The 22,760-nt window shown below is 59.7% G+C and carries 17 protein-coding genes; 4 read left to right on the top strand and 13 right to left on the bottom strand.

Annotated elements, in window-relative coordinates:
* Positions 1-11 precede the first annotated feature (11 nt).
* The 6 genes from QW379_09145 to QW379_09120 all read right to left on the bottom strand — a co-directional run bounded on the left by QW379_09145 (position 12) and on the right by QW379_09120 (position 7,134).
* Positions 12-890, bottom strand: coding sequence for a phosphoserine phosphatase (locus QW379_09145; protein ID MEM2870562.1), 879 nt, complete (start codon positions 888-890; stop codon positions 12-14).
* Between the two features lie 69 nt (positions 891-959).
* Entirely contained in the window at positions 960-1,406 is a 447-nt protein-coding gene (locus tag QW379_09140) for a hypothetical protein (protein ID MEM2870561.1), read from the bottom strand.
* A gap of 336 nt (positions 1,407-1,742) precedes the next feature.
* Positions 1,743-1,934, bottom strand: coding sequence for a hypothetical protein (locus QW379_09135; GenBank protein ID MEM2870560.1), 192 nt, complete (start codon positions 1,932-1,934; stop codon positions 1,743-1,745).
* A 280-nt stretch (positions 1,935-2,214) separates the two neighbouring features.
* A complete protein-coding gene (locus QW379_09130) occupies positions 2,215-3,384 on the bottom strand; it encodes a methylenetetrahydrofolate reductase (protein ID MEM2870559.1) in 1,170 nt (389 codons plus the stop codon).
* Between the two features lie 144 nt (positions 3,385-3,528).
* Positions 3,529-5,274 (bottom strand): putative Ig domain-containing protein, encoded by a 1,746-nt coding sequence (locus tag QW379_09125; GenBank protein ID MEM2870558.1) that lies wholly within the window; start codon positions 5,272-5,274, stop codon positions 3,529-3,531.
* A gap of 30 nt (positions 5,275-5,304) precedes the next feature.
* Positions 5,305-7,134 (bottom strand): FG-GAP-like repeat-containing protein, encoded by a 1,830-nt coding sequence (locus tag QW379_09120; GenBank protein ID MEM2870557.1) that lies wholly within the window; start codon positions 7,132-7,134, stop codon positions 5,305-5,307.
* A 235-nt stretch (positions 7,135-7,369) separates the two neighbouring features.
* Here QW379_09120 and QW379_09115 point away from each other — a divergent pair, with 235 nt between their 5' ends.
* Positions 7,370-8,428 (top strand): hypothetical protein, encoded by a 1,059-nt coding sequence (locus tag QW379_09115; GenBank protein ID MEM2870556.1) that lies wholly within the window; start codon positions 7,370-7,372, stop codon positions 8,426-8,428.
* An 86-nt stretch (positions 8,429-8,514) separates the two neighbouring features.
* Positions 8,515-12,102 (top strand): FG-GAP-like repeat-containing protein, encoded by a 3,588-nt coding sequence (locus tag QW379_09110; protein MEM2870555.1) that lies wholly within the window; start codon positions 8,515-8,517, stop codon positions 12,100-12,102.
* 515 nt (positions 12,103-12,617) lie between these two features.
* Here the strand turns inward: QW379_09110 and pdxT are convergent.
* The 4 genes from pdxT to QW379_09090 all read right to left on the bottom strand — a co-directional run bounded on the left by pdxT (position 12,618) and on the right by QW379_09090 (position 16,232).
* Positions 12,618-13,373, bottom strand: coding sequence for a pyridoxal 5'-phosphate synthase glutaminase subunit PdxT (pdxT, locus tag QW379_09105; protein ID MEM2870554.1), 756 nt, complete (start codon positions 13,371-13,373; stop codon positions 12,618-12,620).
* Between the two features lie 191 nt (positions 13,374-13,564).
* Positions 13,565-14,530 carry an ExsB family transcriptional regulator gene (locus QW379_09100; GenBank protein ID MEM2870553.1) on the bottom strand — a complete coding sequence of 322 codons (966 nt, stop codon included), beginning with the start codon at positions 14,528-14,530 and terminating at the stop codon, positions 13,565-13,567.
* 198 nt (positions 14,531-14,728) lie between these two features.
* The gene (pdxS, locus tag QW379_09095; protein ID MEM2870552.1) at positions 14,729-15,637 is read right to left on the bottom strand and encodes a pyridoxal 5'-phosphate synthase lyase subunit PdxS; all 909 of its coding nucleotides are present in this window, start codon (positions 15,635-15,637) and stop codon (positions 14,729-14,731) included.
* Between the two features lie 430 nt (positions 15,638-16,067).
* Positions 16,068-16,232, bottom strand: a complete 165-nt coding sequence (locus QW379_09090; GenBank protein MEM2870551.1) for a hypothetical protein — start codon at positions 16,230-16,232, stop codon at positions 16,068-16,070.
* Positions 16,233-16,340: 108 nt separating this feature from the next.
* Here QW379_09090 and QW379_09085 point away from each other — a divergent pair, with 108 nt between their 5' ends.
* Complete coding sequence (locus tag QW379_09085; GenBank protein MEM2870550.1) at positions 16,341-17,012, top strand: protein-L-isoaspartate O-methyltransferase; 672 nt, start codon at positions 16,341-16,343, stop codon at positions 17,010-17,012.
* Positions 17,013-17,269: 257 nt separating this feature from the next.
* The gene (locus tag QW379_09080; protein ID MEM2870549.1) at positions 17,270-19,375 is read left to right on the top strand and encodes a phosphoadenosine phosphosulfate reductase family protein; all 2,106 of its coding nucleotides are present in this window, start codon (positions 17,270-17,272) and stop codon (positions 19,373-19,375) included.
* A 178-nt stretch (positions 19,376-19,553) separates the two neighbouring features.
* On the opposite strand, the gene QW379_09075 is transcribed toward QW379_09080, so the two are convergent.
* The 3 genes from QW379_09075 to QW379_09065 all read right to left on the bottom strand — a co-directional run bounded on the left by QW379_09075 (position 19,554) and on the right by QW379_09065 (position 22,537).
* The gene (locus QW379_09075; GenBank protein MEM2870548.1) at positions 19,554-20,405 is read right to left on the bottom strand and encodes a tetratricopeptide repeat protein; all 852 of its coding nucleotides are present in this window, start codon (positions 20,403-20,405) and stop codon (positions 19,554-19,556) included.
* A 75-nt stretch (positions 20,406-20,480) separates the two neighbouring features.
* Positions 20,481-21,287 (bottom strand): peptidylprolyl isomerase, encoded by an 807-nt coding sequence (locus tag QW379_09070; protein MEM2870547.1) that lies wholly within the window; start codon positions 21,285-21,287, stop codon positions 20,481-20,483.
* Positions 21,288-21,382: 95 nt separating this feature from the next.
* A complete protein-coding gene (locus QW379_09065; GenBank protein ID MEM2870546.1) occupies positions 21,383-22,537 on the bottom strand; it encodes a hypothetical protein in 1,155 nt (384 codons plus the stop codon).
* Positions 22,538-22,760: the final 223 nt, after the last annotated feature.

Raw genomic sequence — 22,760 nt, 5'->3', positions numbered from 1 at the left:
ACCTCCAGCGCTCAGATTCCTTTCGTCTGGAGGGCCATTAGGTCCTCCGTGGATAGCTTCTCGCCCCTCTTGAAGCGCTCGAATATTTCCTGCGCCTGCTTCCTAGCCACGGTCTCCGATCTGGCCTTGCGTGCCCTCCTCTCCCTCCGCCTCAGGCCCGCAATGACCTTGTCGAAGTCGTGGACCTGTCTGATAAGATTCACGTGCTCCCTGTGCTCCTCGTCGGCCGCGACCTTGGCCCTGACGAACTGCTCCTGCAGCATGTCGGCCTCCTTGCGCAGAGCGTCGCTTTTCTCGTAGAGCTCGACCATGGCGTCGTGCTCTTTCTGGGCCTCGTCCGCGAGCCTGCCGACGAGCGCGTGCTGGGCCTCCGCTTCCTCCCTCGCCCTCGCCGCCTCCTGCATCGCCGCCCTGACCTCCTCGTTCTGCTCGAACGCCTTCTCCTTCTCCCTTATCATCGCCTGCAGTCGAGAGAGGGCGGCGATGAGCTCCTTCTCCTTCTCCGGCGTGAGAACGGTGGTCATCTGCTTGAACTCCAGCGCCTTCAGCTCCTTCTTGAGGCGGTTGAGCTGGTTCCCGTCCTTAGGCATCCTCTCCTGTCTCAGAGCGTTGAGCCTCTCCGCAGCCGCGCTGGCCTTCTTGTTGAGCTCCTCCCTGAGTGCCTTGGCGGCCCTGACCTGCTCGTTGAGCTGGTTCCGCCTCTCCTTGTGCTCCGCAGCCTCGCGCAGTAGCTTCTTCACCTGGTCGTTGAGTGCATCGCGCTTCTCCGCGAAGCGCTTCGTCTCCTCGTTGAGCCTGTCGCGCCTGAAGCGGTGCTCGTCGGCCTTTGCGTTGAGCTTGTCGCGCTTGGCCTCCAGCTCCTTTATGAACTGGTCCGTGTCGGAGGTCATGGGCCCCTTTTCCCTCTCCGCATTCGGCCAAATTACCCGGGGGATATTTAATTGTTTCAATCGGCGCGCTCAGGGGCGGCTGGGCCCGCGCCGGGGGCGCCGCCGCGGCCCCCTCTTAACGGCCATCGCCACGGCGATGGCGGCCAGGACTGCAACGACGCTCGCGGCGGCAGGGACAGGCAATGCCGGGCTTGTCTCCCCCGGTCTAGTGTATGTGACGACGCGGGTCTCGGTCCTCTCGTTGCCCGCAAGGTCGAGCGCCTTGACCACGATCGTGTTCGCCCCCTCCCTCAGCCCGAGCCCCATGGAAAAGTTGCCGTCTGGGCTGACCCTCGCCGGCCTGCCGTTGACATAGACAGAGGACCCGGGCTCAGCCCTGCCCGCGACCCTGAACCGCCCCTCGCCCGTGGAGACGTTCCCGAAGCCCAGCTCCAGCGCAGCGACCGTATCCACCACGACCGTCAGGAATCGTGCCTCCTCCTTATTGCCCACGTTGTCAGTGCTGTAGTACTCCACAGTATACTCGCCGTCCGTGCTGCCGTCCGGCCTCGCATTAATGACCGCCCTCGTGCCCCTGACGAAGACACCCCCGGTCTCGCCCCCGCGCGTGACCCTGTAGTACGTGTCCGCGACACCGCTCTCGATGTCCGTGGCGCTCAGGTCGATTCTGACGCATAATACTATTCGGGTCTAGATAAAGATAGTATTTGGAAGTCTCCTCTGAATACTCATACCGTATCATGTTTCCGTTGACCATTTGAATTCCTATCCATGGAATCGTTATTTCGCGAATATATTTATTGTGACCGTTCTGGTCTCCCTGTCCTGCAGAATAAAAGACTTCCATCCAGGTTATTCCTGCGCCCAGTTCTCCTCAAAGCTGTCCGGATGGTAAACAAGTCCATACCAATCCGCAAGCCAGTTCGGATCATCATTGTCTTCGTAATGCCACCCCGTGGCCAGCTCCGGCGCAGGAACCAAGACTATCAGTAGCATCTCGGTCGTCAGCAGACTGAAAACAACATCTAACCGCATCCATCTCACCGGTTTTTTGTTTTTCAATTAAATAATATAAATATATTACGAAAAAAATGACAGAAATGCCCTAAAATACGGGACTTAACCGCCCTAAAAAATGGGACTTAATGAACGAATTAGACCGAACATGGCCGTATCTTCATTCCATTCATTCTGATTTTATTATGGCTCCTCCACTCTTCCTCAGATCGCACCCCGAATTTTTTAATTCGTATCCGCAATAGCCCTGCGTGCGCAGCCCCGGCCCTCCCGTGCGATTCCTCAGCCTCCTCTGCCGATGCAGCCGCTAAATCAGCCCCTTGAGAATTCTCTCAACTGGCTCCCACCGGTTCATTGCGTAGAAGTGGATGCAGGGGACCCTGTCCACGAGACCACGGCACTGCTCCAAGGCGTGCTCTATCCCCCTCTCCCTCACCTCGCCGGGGTCTCCGGCCGCGGCCTCTATTCTCCGGAGAAAGAGCGAGGGGACCTCGGCCCCGCAGAGCCTTTTGACTATCCCCAGTGTCTGCAGGCTCACCACTGGCATTATCCCGGGGACAATCGGAATCTCTATCCCCGCCCTCCTCGCCCTCTCGAGGAAGGAGAAGAAGCGGCTGTTGTCGAGGAAGAGCTGGGTGATTGCGAACCCCGCCCCCGCCTCCACCTTCTCCCTGAAGTACCCCAGATCCTTCTCCAAGTCCCTCCTGCCCCCCGCGTCCACGCACTCCGGGTGCCCCTCGGGGTAGCAGGCGACGCCCACGCAGAAGTCCCTCCTGTGCTTTTTTATGAGCGCGACGAGCTCGGAGGCGTGTGAAATCCGGGGGCCGCCACGGCCACTGCCCCCGATGGCGACGGCGCCCGCCCCGTCTCTGCTTCCCGGCCCGCCCTTTTCTGCACCCGCCATCCCTGCCTGCCCGGAGCCTCCGGCCCCATCCCCGGTCGCCGGGCCGGACACCGCTCCGCCACCACCCGCAACACCCTCCCTCCCCGCCCCGGCGGCTCCCGGCCCGGCCGCTCCCGGTCGCCCCACCACCGTTCCTCCTACCCTCTCCCCCGAACCCCCAACCATCGTTGCTTCGGGCGCTCCTCCCGCGCCCGGTCCCCCCGCCCCCTGCGGCGGGTCGCCGCGAATCGCGAGCACGTTCTGGATGCCGAAGTAGTCCATGACCTCGAGCGTGCGCGGAATCTCGTCGGGCGGGGTCCCGAGGGCGGTCAGGTGCGCCACGGCCTCGATGCCGAAGCGCTGGCGGATGATGCCCGCGATGGGTATGGATGTGGACCTCGTCTGGCCCTCCGGGTTGTAGGTCACGCTCACGAACGCGGGCCTGTAGGGCAGGAGATGCTCGACGGTATCGAATATTCTGGATATGTGCTCCTGGACGCTCAGACCGCCCGCGCTCCTCGATGTCCTCGGGGGGTAGACCTCTATCGAGAAGCGCGGGCCCCTCCCCTCCCTCAGGATGCTCACGATGTCCATGGGCTCGGGGGAGGAATCTCATTAAGCGATATTATACTTCTCTCCGTAGGGGTGCCTCGCTCGCGAAGGGCCTCCTGAAGGACGCTGGATGGGGCGCGGCCCCTCCGTCGGATAAAACGGGGATGCCCCATCAGGGAACGGAATTCAGGGGCCAGGGCGTCCTGCCCTCGTTCGCCTCCGCCACAGGAGAGCGAGGCCAGACAGGGCGAGGGCCGCGGCGGCCGCACCGAGCCAGAGCACGCCTGGGAAATGGCTCTCTCTATTCTCCACATGTATCGTCAGGACCACTGTCTTTGAGTAGTCACTCCCATCGAATGCCCTGGAATAGATTCTGTGGTCTCCATCCTCCAGACCGGTGGTGTCAACCGTCAGTCCCCAACCCCCACCCTCGCCCGGTGTTAAGTTGACCCAATCGCCCGAGTCGATTTTGAGCTGGACGCACTTGACATCAAAGGTTCCCCTCCTCACCAGACCCCTGACTAGCACCCTCCCACTGACCCTCTGGCCCTCTTCAGGCGAGAGAATGTCGACCGAGGGCCGCTCGTACTCGACCACGCTGAGGTTGAACTCCTGGACAGCCTCGCCGCCGCGGCCGTCCGAGACCCTCAGGTTCACTTTGAAGGAGCCGGTCCACTCCGGGAGCCACTCCAGCACCCCCGTGCGGGGGTCGATAGTCATCCCCGGCGGGCCGGAGAGGAGGGCATAGGTGAGGGTGTCATTGTCGTCGTCCTGGGCGAGGGCCCGGTATCTGTATAGAACCCCTTTCGCAGCAATCCCCGGCGGCTCGCTGATGAACCTCGGCAGGGAAGTCGTCAGAACCACCCGGATGGTGAAATTATAGAGGAGGGAGAAGCTTCCGTCAGTAATGCGAACGGAAACGGAGTAGTTGCCGGGCCTCTCCGGGAGCCAGGTCAGGGCGCCTGAGCGGTTGTCGAGGAGCATTCCCCCGGGGGACTCCAGCAGCTCGAATTCCAGCTCCCCTCCGGTCTCCGAGACCGCCGGAATTGTGTAGACGAAAGCCGTCCCCGGGGTGGCGTCAGGAACCGTCGTGTTCGATATCCAGACAGGCCGGTTTGACACAATAAGAATATAGCTCGATGTGGTGCTAGCCATACCATCCGAGACTTCAACCACAAGCTCGTAGGCGCCCTTTATGGGCCAGGGCCAGCAGAGCAGGCCGGATGAGGAGTTGACCGTCATTCCAGTGGGACCTTTTACCAGCGTGTAATTTACTGCGTCCCCGTCCCCGTCCACCGCCGCGAACTGGAAAATGTATTTCTCGCCCGTGTATCCGCCGGGGGGCGCGCCGCTGACGATGACGGGGGGGTCGTTGGTATTGTAAATAACTATCCTGAACTCGTTCGACCGAGCGGTCTGGCTGTTGCTGTCCGAGCACACGACGACGGCCAGGACCTCACCCGTCCAGTTCTCGCTCAGGGGGGAGCTCCGGGAGTCGACAGAGAGATAGTAGCCCTCAGAAATTCCCACGGCCACGACGCTCCCGTTCGTGAGGGCGGTAGCGCAGAACCCGAGCGCCCCGGGAGGATCGTAGTCGTCCCTGAAATAGTCCCGGAGGTCGATAAGGCTCGCTTGCGTTGTGTCTTCCGGTAGCCGGAGGTCCGGAATCTCCGATCTCAGCACGGGGGGGCCGTCAATGGCTATCTTGAGGTTGAGCAGCCTGAGCGCGCCAGGTGTGGCGGAGTTCACTTTGATGGGGACTGTGATCTCTCCAGCGTCATCCTCACTAGGCCCCCGGGCGGCGAGATAGTTCCGGAGCGTTTCAGCGAAGTCGGGCACGGTGGTCCTGTAGCTGTAGTTGATCTCCAGATTCTTTATCACAACCCTTCCCCACCCCCTTGCTCTCAGGGTGACCGGAACATCAGCATACACATTGCCGGAGGAGTCATTTTTTACGGGCGGCTAGGAGCACAGGAAATTTTGAAGGATGTTCGGGAAGGGCAAGGTTGTCTCCGTGCCCTTGAAATAACTCGTCTTCATCCATACATCCCTTCCCCCGACCTCGAGCTCCGGCCTGTCGATGCCGTCGTCCCCGTGGGCATAGAGTCCACAGATGTCGTTAACGGGCGCGCCCAGAATCACCTCGTCGTGACCATCTCCGTCGACATCACCCGCGCTGGCTCCGGTGAGGAAGGGACCGTCCGTCTGGCCGTAACCAACATAGAACCGGTTCCTGTTCCACCGGATGTCCTCCCCCCCGCAGAACATGAAGGCGGCGCCCGCGCCAGGCTCGGTCCCCGGCGGGTACCCGGGAGCTGTCACGACAAGATCCCCCAGCCCGTCCGCATTGACGTCTCCCGCGGCGGAGACCGATGCCCCGAAGAGGTCCCCGGAATTCGTGCCGTCAAGCACGAAGTCGGCGGCGCTGTCTGGTTTTGGGCCGCCGAGATACACATAGACCGAGCCGCGGCTCGAGTTCGCTCCGGGCGCCCCGACGACGACGTCCTCATAGCCATCGCCGTTCTCGTCCCCGATACCGGCGACCGTGGCCCCGAACAGGTCCCCCGCCTCTTCGCTGCCGAACCGCAGGTCCGCGACGCCGTCCATGTTCTCTCCGCCGAGGAAGAGCCAGGCCCCATTGCCGGTCGCGTCGCTTTCGGGTGCAACCACTCCGGTGCAGGCGCCCACTATGACATCGTCCCAAGAGTCGTTGTTAAAGTCCCCGGCGCCCGAGACGGCGCGGCCGAAGCCGTCCCCCCAGCCCCCGCCGCTCAGGACAGCATCGGAGACGTTGTCCATGTCCGGGCCCCCGAAGTACACGAACGCCCTTCCCGCGCCGTACTGGTTGGTCGTATTGGGGGCGCCGACAACGACATCCGGGAATTCGTCCCCGTTGACGTCTCCGGCGCCCGCCACAGAAATTCCGAACGAGCTGTTGGGCGCACCCTCGAGGACGATATCGGGGGTGCTGTCCATGGGAGCCCCTCCGAAAAAGATGTAAGCCCTCGATAAGTCGTTGCGGGGCTCGATTTTAGCGCAGTAGCTCGCCCCCACAATCACGTCATCGAAGCCATCCCCGTTCAAGTCCCCCGGACCGGCGACGGAGACCCCGAAATAGTTGAGTTCCCCCTCGCCCGTAAGGGTGACGTCCGCCGTTTTGTTGATCACCGGCCCGCCAAAATAGATATATGCCCGGCCGCAGCGGAGGCCAATGGACGAATTCATGGGCTCTCCGATTATGACGTCGTCATAACCGTCCCCGTTCACATCGCCCGCACCGGCAACGGAGAAACTGAAATAGTCCGCGTGCTTCTGCGGGCCGAACCCCCCGACCTTCCGGTACCAGCCGCCGCCGTCGCAGCTCAATTCCATCCTCGCGCTCTTCACAACGGCGTATCTCATCAGGCGGATTGAGCAGCTCGCGGCCCCACCCTCTTCCCCGAAGCCGAACTCCATCTCCTTTGAGTCGCAAAGGAAGGTGTCCTGCCTCCCCAGTGCACCGTAGCCGGGGCCCGAGAACTCCCAGAGGACCGTTTCATTTAGATAGATTCGGACCCTGTCGGGGTACTGCCCTCCGGTTCCATCACTAACAACGCTTGAGACGTCGAACCCGGCGCTCCTGACAATGGCCCCCGCCGGAACGGAGAGATTGACCCATCCGGTCAACCCGGGACGGAACAGTTGAACGATGGCCTCCGTAGCTCCGTCCTGGAAAGTGGTGATGTCGCCGGCCGGGATGGGGCTGGGGAGAATGGCAATAATTAAAAGAATAGCGGCCCCCAGCGCCCTCATTTTTAGACCCGGAGTTTATTTATTATAGAGTAATATAAAATTTATGGTATAATGCATCTAATCGCGATTGGCCGATCAAGAATAAGATAGCTGATATTGCTGTGATATCATTTTTGGAATCGCAACCAACACCGGCCTGAAATATGTATCGAAAATACGTATTCTCGATACGTATTTTTAATACGTATTCCGGGGGAGGCAGGATTAATTGGCCGTGATTATATTATGGTAACGGGTGGCGAGAATGAAAAGGGAGGGCATTATCCTGTATGGTTCAATATGCCTCACAGTTCTGCTCGCGATACTCCCGGAGTTCTCGGGAGCCGTAGCTCCTGGCCAGACATGGGGAAGAATTCCAAACAGCAGTCCAGGTATCGATGTATGGTACGACACTTTTCCGCAAAGTGATAGCAGAGGCCTATGGTCAACTGTTTACATTTTTAACGACAAAGATGAGGATGAATGGATATCAGGATTTACTATTCTGGATATTCGCTACAGAGATTTCACCGTTCCAGACCCATATGTTTATTATGTGAATTATATGACTATCCCCTGGATCGCGATAACCTGGGACTCCCTGGAGAGAGTGATCTATCCATTCGATGATTATGGAGGCTCGATGGACAACAAATTCAGGTTCTCGAGCGCATATGAATACAAAGAGGGAAACGAGGACGCCGACCCGGAGAACCCGACGTCGATGGATGCCCAGTATAATCTCGATTGCAATGATGACGAGACCATAGATTTCACAATCGAAATCTGGTACCAGCTAAATGTGGACCCCGTGAGCGGAGCTGGAAATATAGACATGCACATAAGGGTGGTCAATCATCCGACATGGAGAGACGGGAACGGTATCCTCCGCGACCGGTGCCTTGAGGGCGACTATGTCAGATATATGGAGTTTCCTTTTCTTTTTAATCCGGATGTTGATGGCCAATCCAATAACGATGTCCAGTGGTGGAATAGCAGTGATAAATGGGAAGATGTTGACGAAGAGCGAGCATTCGCAACAACAAATGGACGTGACTGCATAAAGGTGCTCGAGGGCGACAGGAATATCATAATGAAGTCTGTGGATTGCGGCCAGTCATACTCAACATGGTATGTGATTAAATATGATTCCGATGGGCAATTCTCTCAGTTTCCAGACGCATATTTGGACAGTGAGGACATGGACGATGAGGATGTTGAAGTCTGGTATATAGCGAATTTCACCAGGGATGCGATTCTCCAGCCCGGCTTCGGCCTGATCAGCGCAAACTACAGAAACCTGACCAGTCATTGAGAAGAGCGCTGATAAAATCGATTTGAATTTCATATCAAAGATTATAAATAGGCCTCTTAATGATATAATCTCTCAGAGGGTCCGGGTTGAGGAATAGCGCTGTGATAATGACAATTCTGCTGCTCGCGCTCAGCGCTCTCACGACCCCTGCCTCCGGGCCCTCATTCGAGAACGGGGGCATGGAGGCGATTGTGGAACTCCTCCCGCCCCACTACAGCACCGTCGCCAATCTCAGAATTCCCTCCGGAGTTTATTTCTCCGGGGCGGTGCTGAGCATTACCGGCATGGCGTCCGCGGAGAATGAATCAGCATATCCGGCCAACATCACCATAGCTCTCAACAACACGGTTCTGTGGGCCTTCAGAGAGACCGGGTTCGGACCCCTGGGGATGCAGGACCGGTTCACCACCGGGGAAAAAGCGGTTCTTTTTGCGTTCGACTCGCAGGGGGGCATCAGGAGCATATCCCTCAGGCTTCCCCTGAGCGCATCCGTGGAAACGGCCAGTATGGACATCATCTGCCTCCCCCCGCCGGACGACTATGAGCTGGTCAGCTTCAATGGAGTCAATGACTACGACCAGTTCGGGTGGTCCGTATCTGGAGCCGGAGACCTTAACGGCGATGGCTACGATGACGTTATAGTAGGTTCAAAAGGGTATGATTCACCGGAGCAAGAGGCTGGCCGCGCCTATATCTACTTCGGAGGCCCCAAAGTGGACCGCCAGGCGGATTCAATTTTCACAGGAGCGATGTCCGAGTATCTGGGTTGCTCCGTCTCCAGAGCCGGGGACGTGAATGGAGATGGTTTAGACGATGTTCTAGTTGGTGCATACGGGAGCTGCCTCGGTGAACCTATGGCCGGGGCCGCCTTTTTATATTTTGGAAAACAAAATATGAATCAAACACCCGATGTAATCTTCCTTGGAAAAGAAAGACCCGACGAGTTCGGCTACTCGGTTTCAGGAGCCGGCGACGTGAACGGTGACGGATACGACGATATTATTATTGGAGCCCGGAGGGGCCAAATGAATGGTAAATCGATCGGAGCCGCTTACATCTTTTTCGGCGGACAGAGCATGGACAATGCGCCAGACGTGAGCATGCTCGGGAGCGGCGAGTACAACATGTTCGGGTCGGTCGTGTCCGGCGCGGGCGACGTCAACGGGGACGGGTACGACGACGTCATTGTGGGGGAGCCGGGGAACGACGCGGTTGCGAACAATGCGGGCAGGGCCTTCATATTTTTCGGCGGGTCCGAAATGGACGGTGCCGCGGACGTCGTGATCTCCGGCAGGGCCGCGGACGACAATCTCGGGCACTCGGTCTCCGGAGCCGGTGACGTGAACGGCGATGGATACGGCGATGTGATAGTGGGTGCGCCGAACGAGAACGCGGGCGCGGCCGACAACGGCCGGGCATACATTTTTTTCGGCGGGGACCCGATGGACAGTGTCGCGGACATTGTGCTGAGCGGCGAGGCCATGGGGGACCAGTTCGGCTCCTCGGTGTCTGGAGCCGGGGACCTGAACGGGGACGGGTACGACGACGTCGCTGTGGTGAGGAATCGCGAGGGAAACGAGAGCACGTACGTCTACTTCGGTGGCGCCTCCATGGACGGCGCGGCGGACTTCAGATTCACGGGCGGTGGTGCCTCGCCGGAGAGGGTCCGGGGCGCCGGGGACGTGAACGGGGACGGCTACGATGACATCATCGTCGGAGACCTGGCGAACCAGGCGACGCGCAGCCCGGGCCGGGCCTTCGTCTATACCACGCACCACGACAATCCGGGAGGAATTCTCGACCCTCGTGTCTCGATAGGGTCCGAGACCGTGTGGAGCCGCCAGGGAGTGGTTAACGGAAGCTTCAGCTCAGGCGACCTTGCGGCGGTGTTGAACGATTTCCTCCGCTCGGCCACTTGCTCGACCGCTGACTCCTACGGAAACTCCTATGTCGAGGTTCCGGTTCGGGCCTCCGCCGGGAACGACGGCAGGCTGGAGCTCTCCGGTTTGAGAATCGTGTATCAATATAGCGCGAGCATCCCCGACTTCGCCAATCCCCTGAACAAATACCTCACAGAGCATCAGTGGGACAGAGACGCGGAGGGGAACGTTCCGGTCCCGCTCGAGATCCGCTCCGAGGGCGCCGGGAGAATTCGGCTTTTTGGCCTGAACCTGACCCGAGACGAATTCCCTGAGCTTATCAAGGAGATTCCTGAAACTCCTTTCTACGAGGATAGCTTGAGCGTGACCCTCGTGGACCTCTATAGCTATTTCCGGGACGATGTTGACGCGCAGAAGGAGCTGAATTTCTCCATAGGCTACTCCACAAACTCGAGCTTTGTCAGGGTCTGGATATGGTCCAACAGATACGTTGCGGTGGATTCATGGACAGGGGATTCGAACGACAACTGGACGGGAACCGTGGAGGCGAGGGTCTCGTGCACGGACCGGTGGGGGCAGAGAACAGACTCCAACGAATTTGTGATAGTGATAGGGAATGTGAACGACGGGCCGGTGATTGTCAGCTCTCCGCCGCTTGTGGCCGAGCCGGGTCAGATATATTACTACAATGTCACCGCAGAGGACGGCGACGGCGACGCCGTTAGTTACAGCCTAGCGGAGGCACCATTGAATATGACGATTGACAGAGCATCGGGAAGAATTCAGTGGCTCCCGAGAAAGCAGGGAGCCTACCGAATTTCAATCGTTGTCTCGGACGGGGCCGGGTCAGAGGAGCAAAACTATACGCTGTCCGTTCCGAACAGACCGCCGAGGATAACGAGCGAGCCGGAGCTGCATGCCCTGACATATGTTCCCTATCTTTATAAGGTAACGGCCGAGGACGACAATCTGGACCCGGTGGCATATAATATTTCGGCAAAGGGCGATGGGGTGGACATTGAGACGGACACCAACAGGCTGGAGTTCGTTCCAATTGTTCCGGGGGAGATAAATGTCTCCGTCAGGGCTTCGGACGGTGTTCTGGAGAGCCATCAGAACTTCATTATTGAGGTGCTCCAGGGCAACCACGCGCCCGAGTTCAGGAGCGCCCCCCCGACGGTGGCCTATGTGGAGTGGCCGTATGTGTACAGAGCCGAGGCCTTCGACGTTGACTCGGACACACTTGTTTACTCGCTCGAGGCCGGTCCGGAGAACATGAGCGTTGATGCGGCCAGTGGAGAGGTAACGTGGGTTCCGAAGCACAGGGGGAACTTCACCGTTGCCCTGAAGGTGAGCGACGGCAGGGGGGGAGAGGCGAGGCAGAATTTCACCATTGAGGTTCTCGACGCCGTCAGGCCCTCGATAATTCTTGACTCGCCGGAACCCGGCAGGATTCTGACGGGTAGAGTCACATTCTCAGGAAGTGTCGTTAGAGGAACTAGGGATGTGCTTTATGTCCAGATGCGTGTGGACGGGAATGACTGGAGGAACGCGACCGGGACCCTGAACTGGACGATATCCCTCAACACAAAGGCATTGAAGAACGGGAGGCATCTGTTCGAGTTCCGCGCATTCGACGGTGTGGAGCACTCGAATACGTTTTCAGCAGTATTCAGGGTTGAGAATCCTCCAAATAGGGCCGGACTCATTCCCGGCGCTGGTGACGCAATGGTTTTAGCCGCGATTTTCACAGCGCTCTTGCTGGCGGTGAGAAAACGGGCACTCAGGATGTGAAGACTAATAAAATTAAAATGAAACAATGCATAAAAAAATTCTGAATCTGATTTCTCACTTATGCATATATTCCCAAAAGAATTTATAGAACTCAATCCCCTTCACTTCAATACGAATCGCGCGATGTCTATGCCTTAACTCTAAAATTGTGATAAAAGACTCAGTGCGGCAATACTGGATGTATTTTTTAAAGCGGTCACTATTCAACCCAGCAGAGTTCTGGAGTTTTGTCCATCTCATTTCTTTGCTTGGTGAATTATATAGAATTTCAATAATGCGAAACACGATTCTGAAATCGAGTGGACGTAATTTATATATTGACTCTTCCTTTTCCATTCCGACCCCCTCGACTTTTTACCAGGACTTTTAAAGCCCTAACGGAAATCGTTCTATGATTTCCGGTGTGATAAGATAATTCATTACATTGTATATAATTTTCTGAGTGATGATGAAGAAAAGGGGCCAAGTATAAAAGTTCGAGGTCTCCCGGTCCCCGACCCGTCCCAAGATTTCTTTCAGAGCCTCTCCAGAAGAAGCCTGTGAATTCTCGTGTCCTCCGTGAGCTCCGGGTGGAAGGCGGCCGCGAGCATATTCCCCTGCTGCGCGAGCACGATCGCCTCCCCGACCCTCGCGAGCGCCCTGCAATCCCCCCAGACCCTCGTGATAGCCGGGGCGCGGATGAATACCGCCGGGAAGGGCCTCGCGAACTCTCCACACCTTAAGGGGGCTGGCGCCTCCGCAGGCGACCGGAGGTCGCCGGGGCGCGGTAGCCCCGGTAGTTCCCGAACACCAGCCTCGCCACCGTGCACTCCTCCGGGGGCCGGCGCCGCGGGCATCGCGGCGGAGCCTGCGAGCTCCCCGCCCTCAACTCCGATATCCAGCTCCACCTCGAAAGACTCCCTCTGGCGCCCGAACGCGTTCCGCCTGACCGCCATGTCCATCAGGCCCATCAGCTCCGTCCCGCTCCTCCGGACCTCCTCGTCTCCCTCTTTCGCGAGAAGAACCAAGCCGGCGCAGGTGCCGAGCACCGGCATCCCCTCCTCCGCGCGCCTTTTAATCAGCTCGAAGAGGCCCGTCCTCCTCAGCAGCCGGGAAATTGTCGTGCTCTCGCCGCCCGGAATCGCGAGGGCCTGAACGCCCTCCATGTCCGCCGGCCTGCGCACCGGAACCGCCTCTCCCTCCCGGCCCATGTCCCTGAAGGCTCTCTGGAAAGCCTCGAGGTGCTCCGAGACAGCGCCCTGGACCGCGACCACACCCACCTTCAGGACCATGCCCGCCCGGACCCCCCTCACATCTCACCGCATCGATCCCCGGGGCCGCCCCCTGCCCCCGGAGCTCCTTTTTCTCTCAGGTCGGCCTCCATCACACCATTAACTTGCCACGGTCCGCGCGCGCAGGGCCGGGCCGGCGCCGCAGCCCGCCGATTCAGCATTCAGCCACAGGTCCTTCTCTCTCCTCAATCTCACACGGCCTCCATCGTGGACGGCGGCTTTCTGGTGATGTTGTAGGTCACGCTGACCACGCCCCTGACCTCGCCAGTGATTCTCGCAGCGATTTTCTCCAGCGTCGCAAAGGGGAGGGGCACCGGCTCAGCGGTGACGGCGTCGGTGCTGCTCCAGCAGCGGACCTCGATCTGGTGCCCGAATTCCCTCCTTCCTTTCCTTATGCCCGTTACGCGGTCCTCGTGAAGAATCGCCATGTACTGGAAGGCCCCGCAGCCCGCGAGCTCCTCGTCCAGAATCGCCGTCGCTTTTCTCACGAGCCTGACGCGCTCCGGGGTGACCTCGCCGATCACCCTGGCCGCGAGCGCGGGTCCCGGGAACGGCGGCCGCTCCGTGATTTCGGGCGGGAGGCCCAGCGCCCTCGCCACGGCCCTGACGCCGCTCTTCCTGAGCTCTATCACTGGCTCTATCACCCTGTAACCATACATCTTCTCCGTGTCGATTCCGAGCTGCTCGAGAATGTTGTGCTGGCGCTTTATGCCCGCAACGGTCTCTTCAACATCAGTGTAGTTGGTCCCCTGAAGCAGGAACTTCGCCCCGCTCTTTCTCACGAGCCGACCGAAGACCGTTTTGTAGAAAGTTCTCGTGATCGCCTCGCGCTTCTCCTCCGGGTCGGTCAGGCCCCTTAGGGCCCTGAAGAACTCTTTCTGCGCCCTGTGCAGCCTGACCGGGACTCCCAGTGACCTGAAGAGCGAGACAACCCTCCGCGGCTCCCCCTCCCTCATTATTCCATTGTCTATGAAATACGTCAGGAGGCGCCTCCCGAGCGCCCTGTGGCCCAGCATCGTCACGACGGATGAGTCGACCCCTCCGGAAAGGGCGTTGATCGCGAGCCCGTCGCCCACGGCCGCCCTTATCTCCTCAACCTTTTTCGCGATGAACTCGTCCGGCCTGAGGTCCTCCAGCCTGATTTCCCTGAATTCCATCCGTACCACCAGCCCGGCGGGATTTTCCGCTCGGGATATATACTTAATTATGGAATTCGCCCTGCTCATGGACGCCTCCCGGCTCGCGCGAGTCGGCCCTCCTCTCCCCGCGAGAACTGCTCCGGTCGGGCAGGCCGCCAGCCGGGCGTCAGAATATGCGATACCGCCGCCTGAAAAAAGCGGGCTGAGCGAGCGGAGCTACCAGCCCCTCTCCTGCAGCCTCTCCTCCTTCGGCAGGGTGGGGATGTCCAGGCCGCGCATCGGCGCCCCCAGTCCCTTCGAGACCTCCGCCACAACCTTGGGGTCGTCGTAGTGGAGAACCGCCTCGACGATTGCCCTGGCCCTCCTCTCCGGGTCCTCGGACTTGAATATTCCCGAGCCCACGAAGACCCCGTCGCTCCCGAGCTGCATCATCAGCGCCGCGTCCGCGGGCGTGGCGATTCCGCCGGCGGCGAAGTTGACCACCGGCAGCCTCTGGAGCCTCGCGATCTCCTTCAGAATCTCGAAGTCGCATTCGAGCTTCCGCGCGACCTGGAAGAGCTCGTCGTCGTCCTTGCCCTGGAGCTCTTTTATCTGCGCCGTCATCGTCCTCTGGTGCCTGACCGCCTCCACGACGTTGCCCGTCCCGGCCTCGCCCTTCGTCCGGATCATGGCGGCGCCCTCCCAGATTCTCCTCACCGCCTCGCCCAGATCGCGGGCGCCGCAGACGAACGGCACCGTGAACCTCCTCTTGTCCACATGGAAGAACGGGTCCGCCGGCGTCAGGACCTCAGACTCGTCTATCATGTCAACGCCCAGCGCCTCGAGCACCTGCGCCTCCGCGAGGTGGCCTATGCGGCACTTCGCCATCACGGGTATCGTCACCGCGTCCATGATCTCGAGGATTTTCAGGGGGTCGGCCATCCTCGCCACGCCGCCCGCGGCCCTGATGTCGGCGGGGACCCTCTCCAGCGCCATGACAGCCACCGCCCCCGCCTGCTCGGCGATGACGGCCTGCTCCGCGTTGACGACGTCCATTATCACGCCGCCCTTCTGCATCCTCGCGAAGCCGCGCTTGAGCAGCTCCGTCCCGTGCCTGAGCTTTGAGAGGTCGAGCTCCAGAGGCATTCTCCCTCCCCCTGTAAGCTAAATGGGGGGAATCTTATTAAGTTTTCTAGGACCCTGTGGGTGTGTGGAGTTCCGAATTAAGTTCCTCTCGTTGATTTATCTTCATATTCTAGATCCTCTCTTTACCGTTAATCACCCTTATAATAGATAGGCATGGGCATGTCTGGGTACCATCTTGACGTTCTCCCTGATGAATGCCCTTCTCTTTGCAGGCCACATCGCACTCCTTGCGCTTATTACTTCAGTGCTGCTTTCTGTAGTTATAGCAGCTTAATGCCCTCTCAAGCCCTTCGAAATGCCGGATGAGCTTCATAATAGCTCCCGCCGCCTTCTCCACTTTCCTGTTGAATTCAGAAAGGGAATTGTGTTCCATGGTCGGTCAGGAGCTGCCTGGGCTTGCCATAAGACGCCACAGCCTTTTTGAGGGCTCTTAGACTATTCTGAGCGGTGGCATTTTTATATCTCTTGCCCTTATTACACATTCCCTCTCTTCATCATTGATTGGCTTATGGGATGCCCCGGGCTTTTTAGGATATGGATATTCGCCCCTCTCCTTGATGAGCCATTCCGAGCTTTCTCTGGTGAGCTTCCGCATGTATTGCTATGGTTTTAGGGCTCTTATATTCGCTGAGAGGAAGTGATTTCGGAATTCCACAGAGCAAGGGTTAAAGCCTTTCAGGGGTCTGGAGGGCGTGAGGTTTGCATGAATACGAACGAGGCCGACTTCGAGCGCCAGAGGCGGAGGCTGGTCGAGAGCCTGAAGGCCCGGGGCTACATCAACAGCCCCCGGGTCGAGGCCGCGATGCTGGCCGTGAGGAGGCACCTCTTCGTCCCTGAGAGGAACAGGCCCGACGCCTACGACGACAGGCCGCTCGATATAGGCGAGGGCCAGACGATATCCGCGCCCCACATGGTCGCGATAATGGCCGAGGCGCTGGAGCTCGAGAGGGGGCACAGGGTGCTGGAGGTCGGCGGCGGCTCGGGCTACCACGCGGCCGTGGTCGCGCACATCGTCGCCCCGGAGGGCCATGTCTACTCCGTCGAGCGGATAGCCTCTCTCGCGGAGAGGGCCAGAAAGAGTCTGGAGCTCGCGGGCTACTCAAAACACGTCACGGTCGTCGTCGGCGACGGCTCGAAGGGGCTGCCCGAGCACGCGCCCTACGACAGAATCTTCGTCGCCTGCGCCGCCCCGGATATTCCTCCCCCCCTCTTTGACCAGCTCAGGGAGGGAGGTAAGATGCTTGTTCCCGTCGGGCCTGTCTATCTCGGCCAGGACCTCATTAGGGTCGAGAAGAGGGGCGGGAAGCAGCACTCCACCAATCTCGGCGGCTGCGTCTTTGTGCCCTTGATAGGCGAATACGGGTTCAGGCGGTGATGGCCGCAGGCATCGCCGGGAAAAGGGTGAGGGCGCCGTAGATTCGACGGATTGAACTGGAGCTGAGATGGAAGATGAGGAGCGGACCGGAGAGGAGGGATGGGAAATGGAAGAGGGAGAGAGGAAGAGAAAAATCGGAGGAGTTGGGGTGGGGGGGGCAGGTAGAATAAAGGGATATGTGATGGAGGAAAGATGAGGCAGGGAAAAAGAGGAGGGGGTAGAGGCGGAATGGAAGGAGAGAGGGGAGGAGGAGTCTCGTGACCCAAGTCCGTCTTGGGAGGATAACGCTCCACTGGTGCAGGCGATGCGACCTTCCTCTTCTCAGGCGAGAGCCCTGCGGAATCTGCGGCTCGACGCCCCTCCCGGTTGCGCTGACACCACCCGGCGACGCGAGGCCAGCCTTCGATTTCGACCTCGATATGGTCAGGGAGGTCGCCGCCGGCCAGTTCGGCGCCGACGCCGGCCGGAGGCTACTGCCCGGGGGAGAAGCGGTCATGCTCAACCGCGTCCCGGACATCGACAGAACCGATGAGATCGTCGCGGGAGGGAGGGTTCTGGGCAACCTTGCCTTCCTTCCGGGAAGAGGCCTCGTCCTCCAGCTCAGGATGGCTGGAGCGGAGAGGGTCGGGGTCCCGGAGAAGGGTTGGGTTGTTGCTGATCGCGGAGCGGTTGCCTCGGTCCTGCAGAGTTCAAATTTGATGGGCCCGGGGGTGCTGAGGGCCTCTGAAGATATCAGGCCTGGGGACGAGGTAATTGTGCTGGAGGAGGGAGGAGCGCTCCTAGCCACGGGATCTGCCAGAATGTCCTTTGGACAGATGCGTGCGGGTGAGAAGGGAATTGCAGTGAAAATCCGGTGGCGAAGGGGGGAGGAGGGTGCCAGAGAGGACGACCGGTCCCGGGATGGCTCCGGCACCGAAGGAGGACGGGGCGATGAGCGCGGCCCCTCCGTCTGGAGCAGGGCAGTCCTGGCGAACCGGGCGATTCTGGAGGGGGAGGTGCGGAAAGCGGTATCATTCATCAAAGAGGGCGTCGAGAGGGTCGGGAAACCGGTCGCGGTATCCTATAGCGGTGGGAAGGACAGCCTAGCGACCCTCCTCCTCGTGCTGGAGGCTGGGATAAGGCCAAGGCTGCTTTTCGTGGACACGGGCCTCGAGCTCCCTGAGACGGTGGAGAACGCGCGCTCCGTCGCCGCCTCGCTCGGCCTCGAGCTTCTCACGGAGAGCGCTGGGGACGCCTTCTGGCGCGGCCTGCCCCTTTTCGGTCCGCCAGCCCGGGACGCGCGATGGTGCTGCAAGTGCTGCAAGCTCGGGCCCGTGACGAGACTTATTCTCAAGGAGTTCCCTGGGGGTGTCCTGTCCTTCATAGGCCAGAGGAGGTACGAGTCCGAAGCGAGGGCGTTGAAGGGCCCGGTCTGGAAAAACCCGTGGGTCCCCGGACAGATCGGGGCCTCGCCGATTCAGGACTGGCCGGCGCTGCAGCTCTGGCTCTTTCTCTTCTCAAGACTCGGAGCGCCGGCGATTGATGGCGGCGGAGGCGTTGGCGATTCGGGAGGAGAGGCCTCCATGCCTGAGGGGTCGGGCGTTACGGCCCCGAAACTGGAGGCGGAGGGAGGCACGGGAAACACCTCCGCCCTCCCAGACAACCAGAAGGCGGGCCTCTCCCAGGCGAAGCCGAGCCTTCGCTGGAACCCCTGGTACGAGCGCGGGCTGGAGAGAATCGGCTGTTTCCTCTGTCCGGCGAGCAATCTGGCGGACCTCGAGCTCGTGAAGAGGTTCTACGCTGGTTACGGACGGTGGGAGGAGACGCTTAAAAATCTCCCAGAGGAGTGGAAGCTCTACGGCCTGTGGAGGTGGAGGCGCATACCCCGTGGAATTGAGGAGTATATGACCAAGATGGGGGTGCACCCAACGCCCATTCCAGCCCCTCCTAAGGGAGCCGAGCTGGCTGTCAAAAGCAGGAGTCGGGGCGAGGATGGGAGGTGGGAGCTCAGGGCCAGCCACTCACCACTACGGGACGTTGTCCTCCTACGGAACCGCCTACTCCCGCTCGGAAAAGTCATGGAAGAGGAGGGGAGTCTGAGCATTGGCGGATGGGCCAGAATTCAGCCCGATGGAGCGATAACGGTGTGGGCCGCGAGCGAAGAGGAGCTGGAGCGCCGGCTGGAGAGGCTAAGAGAGGCGCTGCTCAGAGCGGAGGGGTGCGCAGGCTGCGGGGTCTGCACTGGTAGATGCAGGAGCGGCGCGGCCGGAGTGCGGGAGGGGAGAATGGTGATTGACCCGGAGAGATGCACAGGCTGCGGGTCCTGCCTAGAGGGGCCGTGCCCTGTCACAGCATACGGGCCAGGGCTCCAGAGCGATTTGTGAGGGGCATCTATCTGAAGCAGGGAGCCGCCACCCGTCTGGTTCCAGAGACGGCGCGGAGCGTGAGCGCCGGGCGAGGGCGTGGAGGCGGTATGGGCTGGAGCGCCTTCTGGTCGCTTCGTGCCTCGACAAAAGCTAGTGCCTATCCCCCCACCCGCCGGAGTGGCATCCACCGGGCCGCTCATATGGGCTTGGGACCGAAGAAGGAAGCCCTGTAGGCCTCCGCTGCCTTTCGCTTGAGAATTCTCTCAGTGGCCTCCTTGTTCTCGAGGGCGTAGCGGTCCTTCGGGTTGATTTTGAGAACCATCTCGTAGACCTTGAGCGCCTCCTCGTGCCTCCTCAGGTCATCTAGCGCGTTGGCCTTGTCGTTGAGGGCGGCGGTGTCGCGGGGATTGAGCTCGATTATTTTGTCGTAGCATTTGATGGCCTCTTCGGTTCTGTTCAGAATTCTGAGCGTGAAGCCCTTCCTCCTCCAAGCCTCGATGCTGTCGGGCTTCAGTTCAATCGCCTTGTCGAAGCATGCGAGCGCCTCATCCACCTTGCGCAGGCATCGGAGGGAGACACCCCTGAGCATCCACAGGTTGATGTCGAGGGGATTGAGTTCCAGGCAATGTTTGAAGACGGCCTCCGCTTTGTCATAGATTCCCGCGTTGTAGTACTTCATCGCCAGCTCCGTGCACTCAGCTGCGGTTGAGGGCAGCTGGGAAGGCAGCTCGTGCGCTGGAGCCTTCGGGCCGGCGGGTGCAACGGAGAGGGGCCTCATCATGGAACTCGGGACGTGGGGCTTCTGTGCCTCGCGCGGGTGGGCCGGGGCCTGAGATTGTGCAGAAGCCTGGACCATTGATTTTGCCGCGGACGCGCGGGCGGTATCCGGGGTATGCCCAGCGGGGACGAACTCAAGTTTCTCCTTTGACGGCAGGAGCATGCTGGAGTAGCGCCTCCTCTGCTCCTCCCTTGGAGAGAGGCGGCGGCATCGGGCGCACTGGGTGTAGTTGTCGTGGTTTGGGGAGCGGCAATAGGGGCATATCTTCATTCTTGTCGGCCGCTAATGGGCGGTGCTCGATAAAAAGCTATCGTTTTTTCAAAGAATGGCTCGCGGTGTGATTGACTACCGGACCCGATTCGCCCCCACCCCTGCCCCTCTCCGCTTCCGGACCACCCAAAGGACGCCAGAGGGAATTGCGACGAGGGCGATCAGCGCTCCAGCGCCAGCGGCGGTTGCGTCACCTGGTTGTGGCGCGGCCGGCGTGGTCCGGTTCTCCGTACGGTTGAGCCAGTGACCAAGGTTGACTCGGACGGAGGTCATCACAATATCGTCAATGGGATGGTCCTTGAGGAGTGGTCTCCTATAGCCGTAGGTCGGGGCCGCCGCGATCTTCTTCGCCAGCTCGAGGCCCTCAACCACTATGCCGAACACGGCGTAGCTACCGTCGAGGTCGTGCTGGGGGCCGTCGCAGATGTAGAACTGGCTCGAGGCGCTGTCGGGGTCCTGGCCCCGCGCCATCCCCACCGCCCCGTCCTCGTGCGTCAGGCTCGAATTGATTTCTAGGGGAATGGTCTCGCCCGAGCCACCCCAGCCATCGTCGTACGGGTTGTTGTTTTTCGTGTTCGGGTCTCCGGTCTGCGCCACAAAGTCGTCTATGCACCTATGGAACTTGATGCCATCGTAGAAGCCCTTCGAGGCCAGCTTGATGAAGTTGGCGGAGGTGATTGGAGCGCCCATTTCATAGAGCATTATTGTGATATTCCCAGTGAGTGAGTTCCAGGATATTTCTATAACAACCGTCGCGTTCACATACACCCCATTCGCATCGCATGTGGTGCCGGTGCAAGGGGGCCCGTCCGCGGACGCACTCCCGCCAGTCAGAAAACACACCGCCGTCGCAATAGCGAGCGCCCTCTCTAGGTCCATCATCGTTAATTACATCGCTCCATTTATTTAAATCCTGCTCTCCAGCCGGACCGTACGATAACGGATTCCGGCTCGCCGAGCCACCACCGCGAAATAGCCTACCCGGCCGCGGCAGCGCGGAGCTCCTTTTTCTTCCGCCTGTGCCGCACGGCTCCGTAGGCCGCGCCGCCCACTAAGGCGATGATGATTAAGGCGGCGATGGAGTAGAGGGCGGCGGGATTGCCGCGGATAGAGTTGAGAAACTTGAAGAAGGGATTGGTGGTCTCTATCGTCTTCGGGGGTATGTAGAAGACCGTGGTCGTGAGGGTCACGGTGCTCGGTGGGCCACTGATTCCGCCAGCCTGGATGTTCGCTGTGATTCTTGTGGTCTCCACCGTGCCGTTCTTTGCGGTGCGGGGGCAGCTGATGTAGACGGTCACCACTCTCGAGCTCCCATTGAGTATGGTGAGAGTTTCTTGGGAGAGGGTGCAGTTCCACCCCTCGCTCATCGTGGAGTTTATTATCGAAACGTTAAGCGTTGTCGTGCCGTTGTTGAACAGGATAAGCCTGTAGGTCGCAGGCTCGCCGGGTCGGCAGGTCTTGGTCGTGTTGTCCGCGCTCATCTCGAGCTTGAGCACCTCGCCTCCCGTCGAGCCGCGGATGATGTAGTCTAGGCCGAATCCGCTGTTGGGGGCGCGGTCCTCCAGCCTCCTCTCGGAGTCGGCGAAGTTGCGATTCCATACGCCAGCCCAGGTTCCTGTCAGACGGGTCCCCGCGCCCGGATTGTCGAGGCTATCCTTCGGCAGAACCCAGTGTATCGTGCTATTGCCCGGGTTGTAGCTGCATCCGCTGAGAGTGCCCTTCGATGTCTCCGTCACATTCTCCGGACCGCTGCCATATACTACAGAGTTGAGGCCGAATTGAATTGTAAGGCCGAAGGGCCCGTGAACTGGCACCCTGCAGACGACCGCGTAGCTGGATTCCCCGAGCGTGAAGTAGACTTCGTACTCCTGAGTGGGTAGGTTGGGAATCTCCGATGGCTCTGTGTATAGCTCTAGAGAGCTCGTATGGAGAGTTATTTCTATACTTTCGTTGGTCTCGTCGTGGAACCAAGCGGTGAGAATGTCCCTTGAGCTCTTTCCCGAGGCGCTGTCGCCGGCGCCGTCTTTTATCTCGGGGAGGTTCTCGTCGCCCGCGGAGGCCGTCGGCGCAGTCCACACTAGCAGGAGGAGTATTAGCGCTGCCGGGACCCAGCTTTTATTCATAATTTCCAATGTTTAGAGATAATACATAGCAAATATATATGTTTAATTGTCCGCTCTAGCGGCGGTGCAGAATAACCAGTTATCAGCCCTATAAATACCCCTCCCCAAATCCATCTATTCATCCCCCTCTGAACCTCTGAAATTTCTCAGGGTCCCACCCCCGGAACATCTTGAGAAGGGGGTCCTCAACACTCTCTGGGCAATCCATAACATCCTCCCACTTGAAAGTGCT

Source organism: Thermoplasmata archaeon (genome assembly GCA_038851035.1).
GTDB lineage: Archaea > Thermoplasmatota > DTKX01 > VGTL01 > VGTL01 > JAWCLH01.
The sequence above is the reverse complement of the archived record's forward strand: the minus strand, read 5'-3'. Positions and strand labels throughout refer to the sequence as shown.

Bases quoted from the DNA above. Each gene is read 5' to 3' on its own strand.
- QW379_09120 (MEM2870557.1), bottom strand. From the start codon at position 7,134: ATGAGGGCGCTGGGGGCCGCTATTCTTTTAATTATTGCCATTCTCCCC.
- QW379_09145 (MEM2870562.1), bottom strand. From the start codon at position 890: ATGACCTCCGACACGGACCAGTTCATAAAGGAGCTGGAGGCCAAGCGC.
- pdxS (MEM2870552.1), bottom strand. From the start codon at position 15,637: ATGCCTCTGGAGCTCGACCTCTCAAAGCTCAGGCACGGGACGGAGCTG.
- QW379_09090 (MEM2870551.1), bottom strand. From the start codon at position 16,232: ATGCGGAAGCTCACCAGAGAAAGCTCGGAATGGCTCATCAAGGAGAGG.
- QW379_09100 (MEM2870553.1), bottom strand. From the start codon at position 14,530: ATGGAATTCAGGGAAATCAGGCTGGAGGACCTCAGGCCGGACGAGTTC.
- QW379_09075 (MEM2870548.1), bottom strand. From the start codon at position 20,405: ATGAAGATATGCCCCTATTGCCGCTCCCCAAACCACGACAACTACACC.
- QW379_09085 (MEM2870550.1), top strand. From the start codon at position 16,341: ATGAATACGAACGAGGCCGACTTCGAGCGCCAGAGGCGGAGGCTGGTC.
- QW379_09070 (MEM2870547.1), bottom strand. From the start codon at position 21,287: ATGATGGACCTAGAGAGGGCGCTCGCTATTGCGACGGCGGTGTGTTTT.
- pdxT (MEM2870554.1), bottom strand. From the start codon at position 13,373: ATGGTCCTGAAGGTGGGTGTGGTCGCGGTCCAGGGCGCTGTCTCGGAG.
- QW379_09130 (MEM2870559.1), bottom strand. From the start codon at position 3,384: ATGGACATCGTGAGCATCCTGAGGGAGGGGAGGGGCCCGCGCTTCTCG.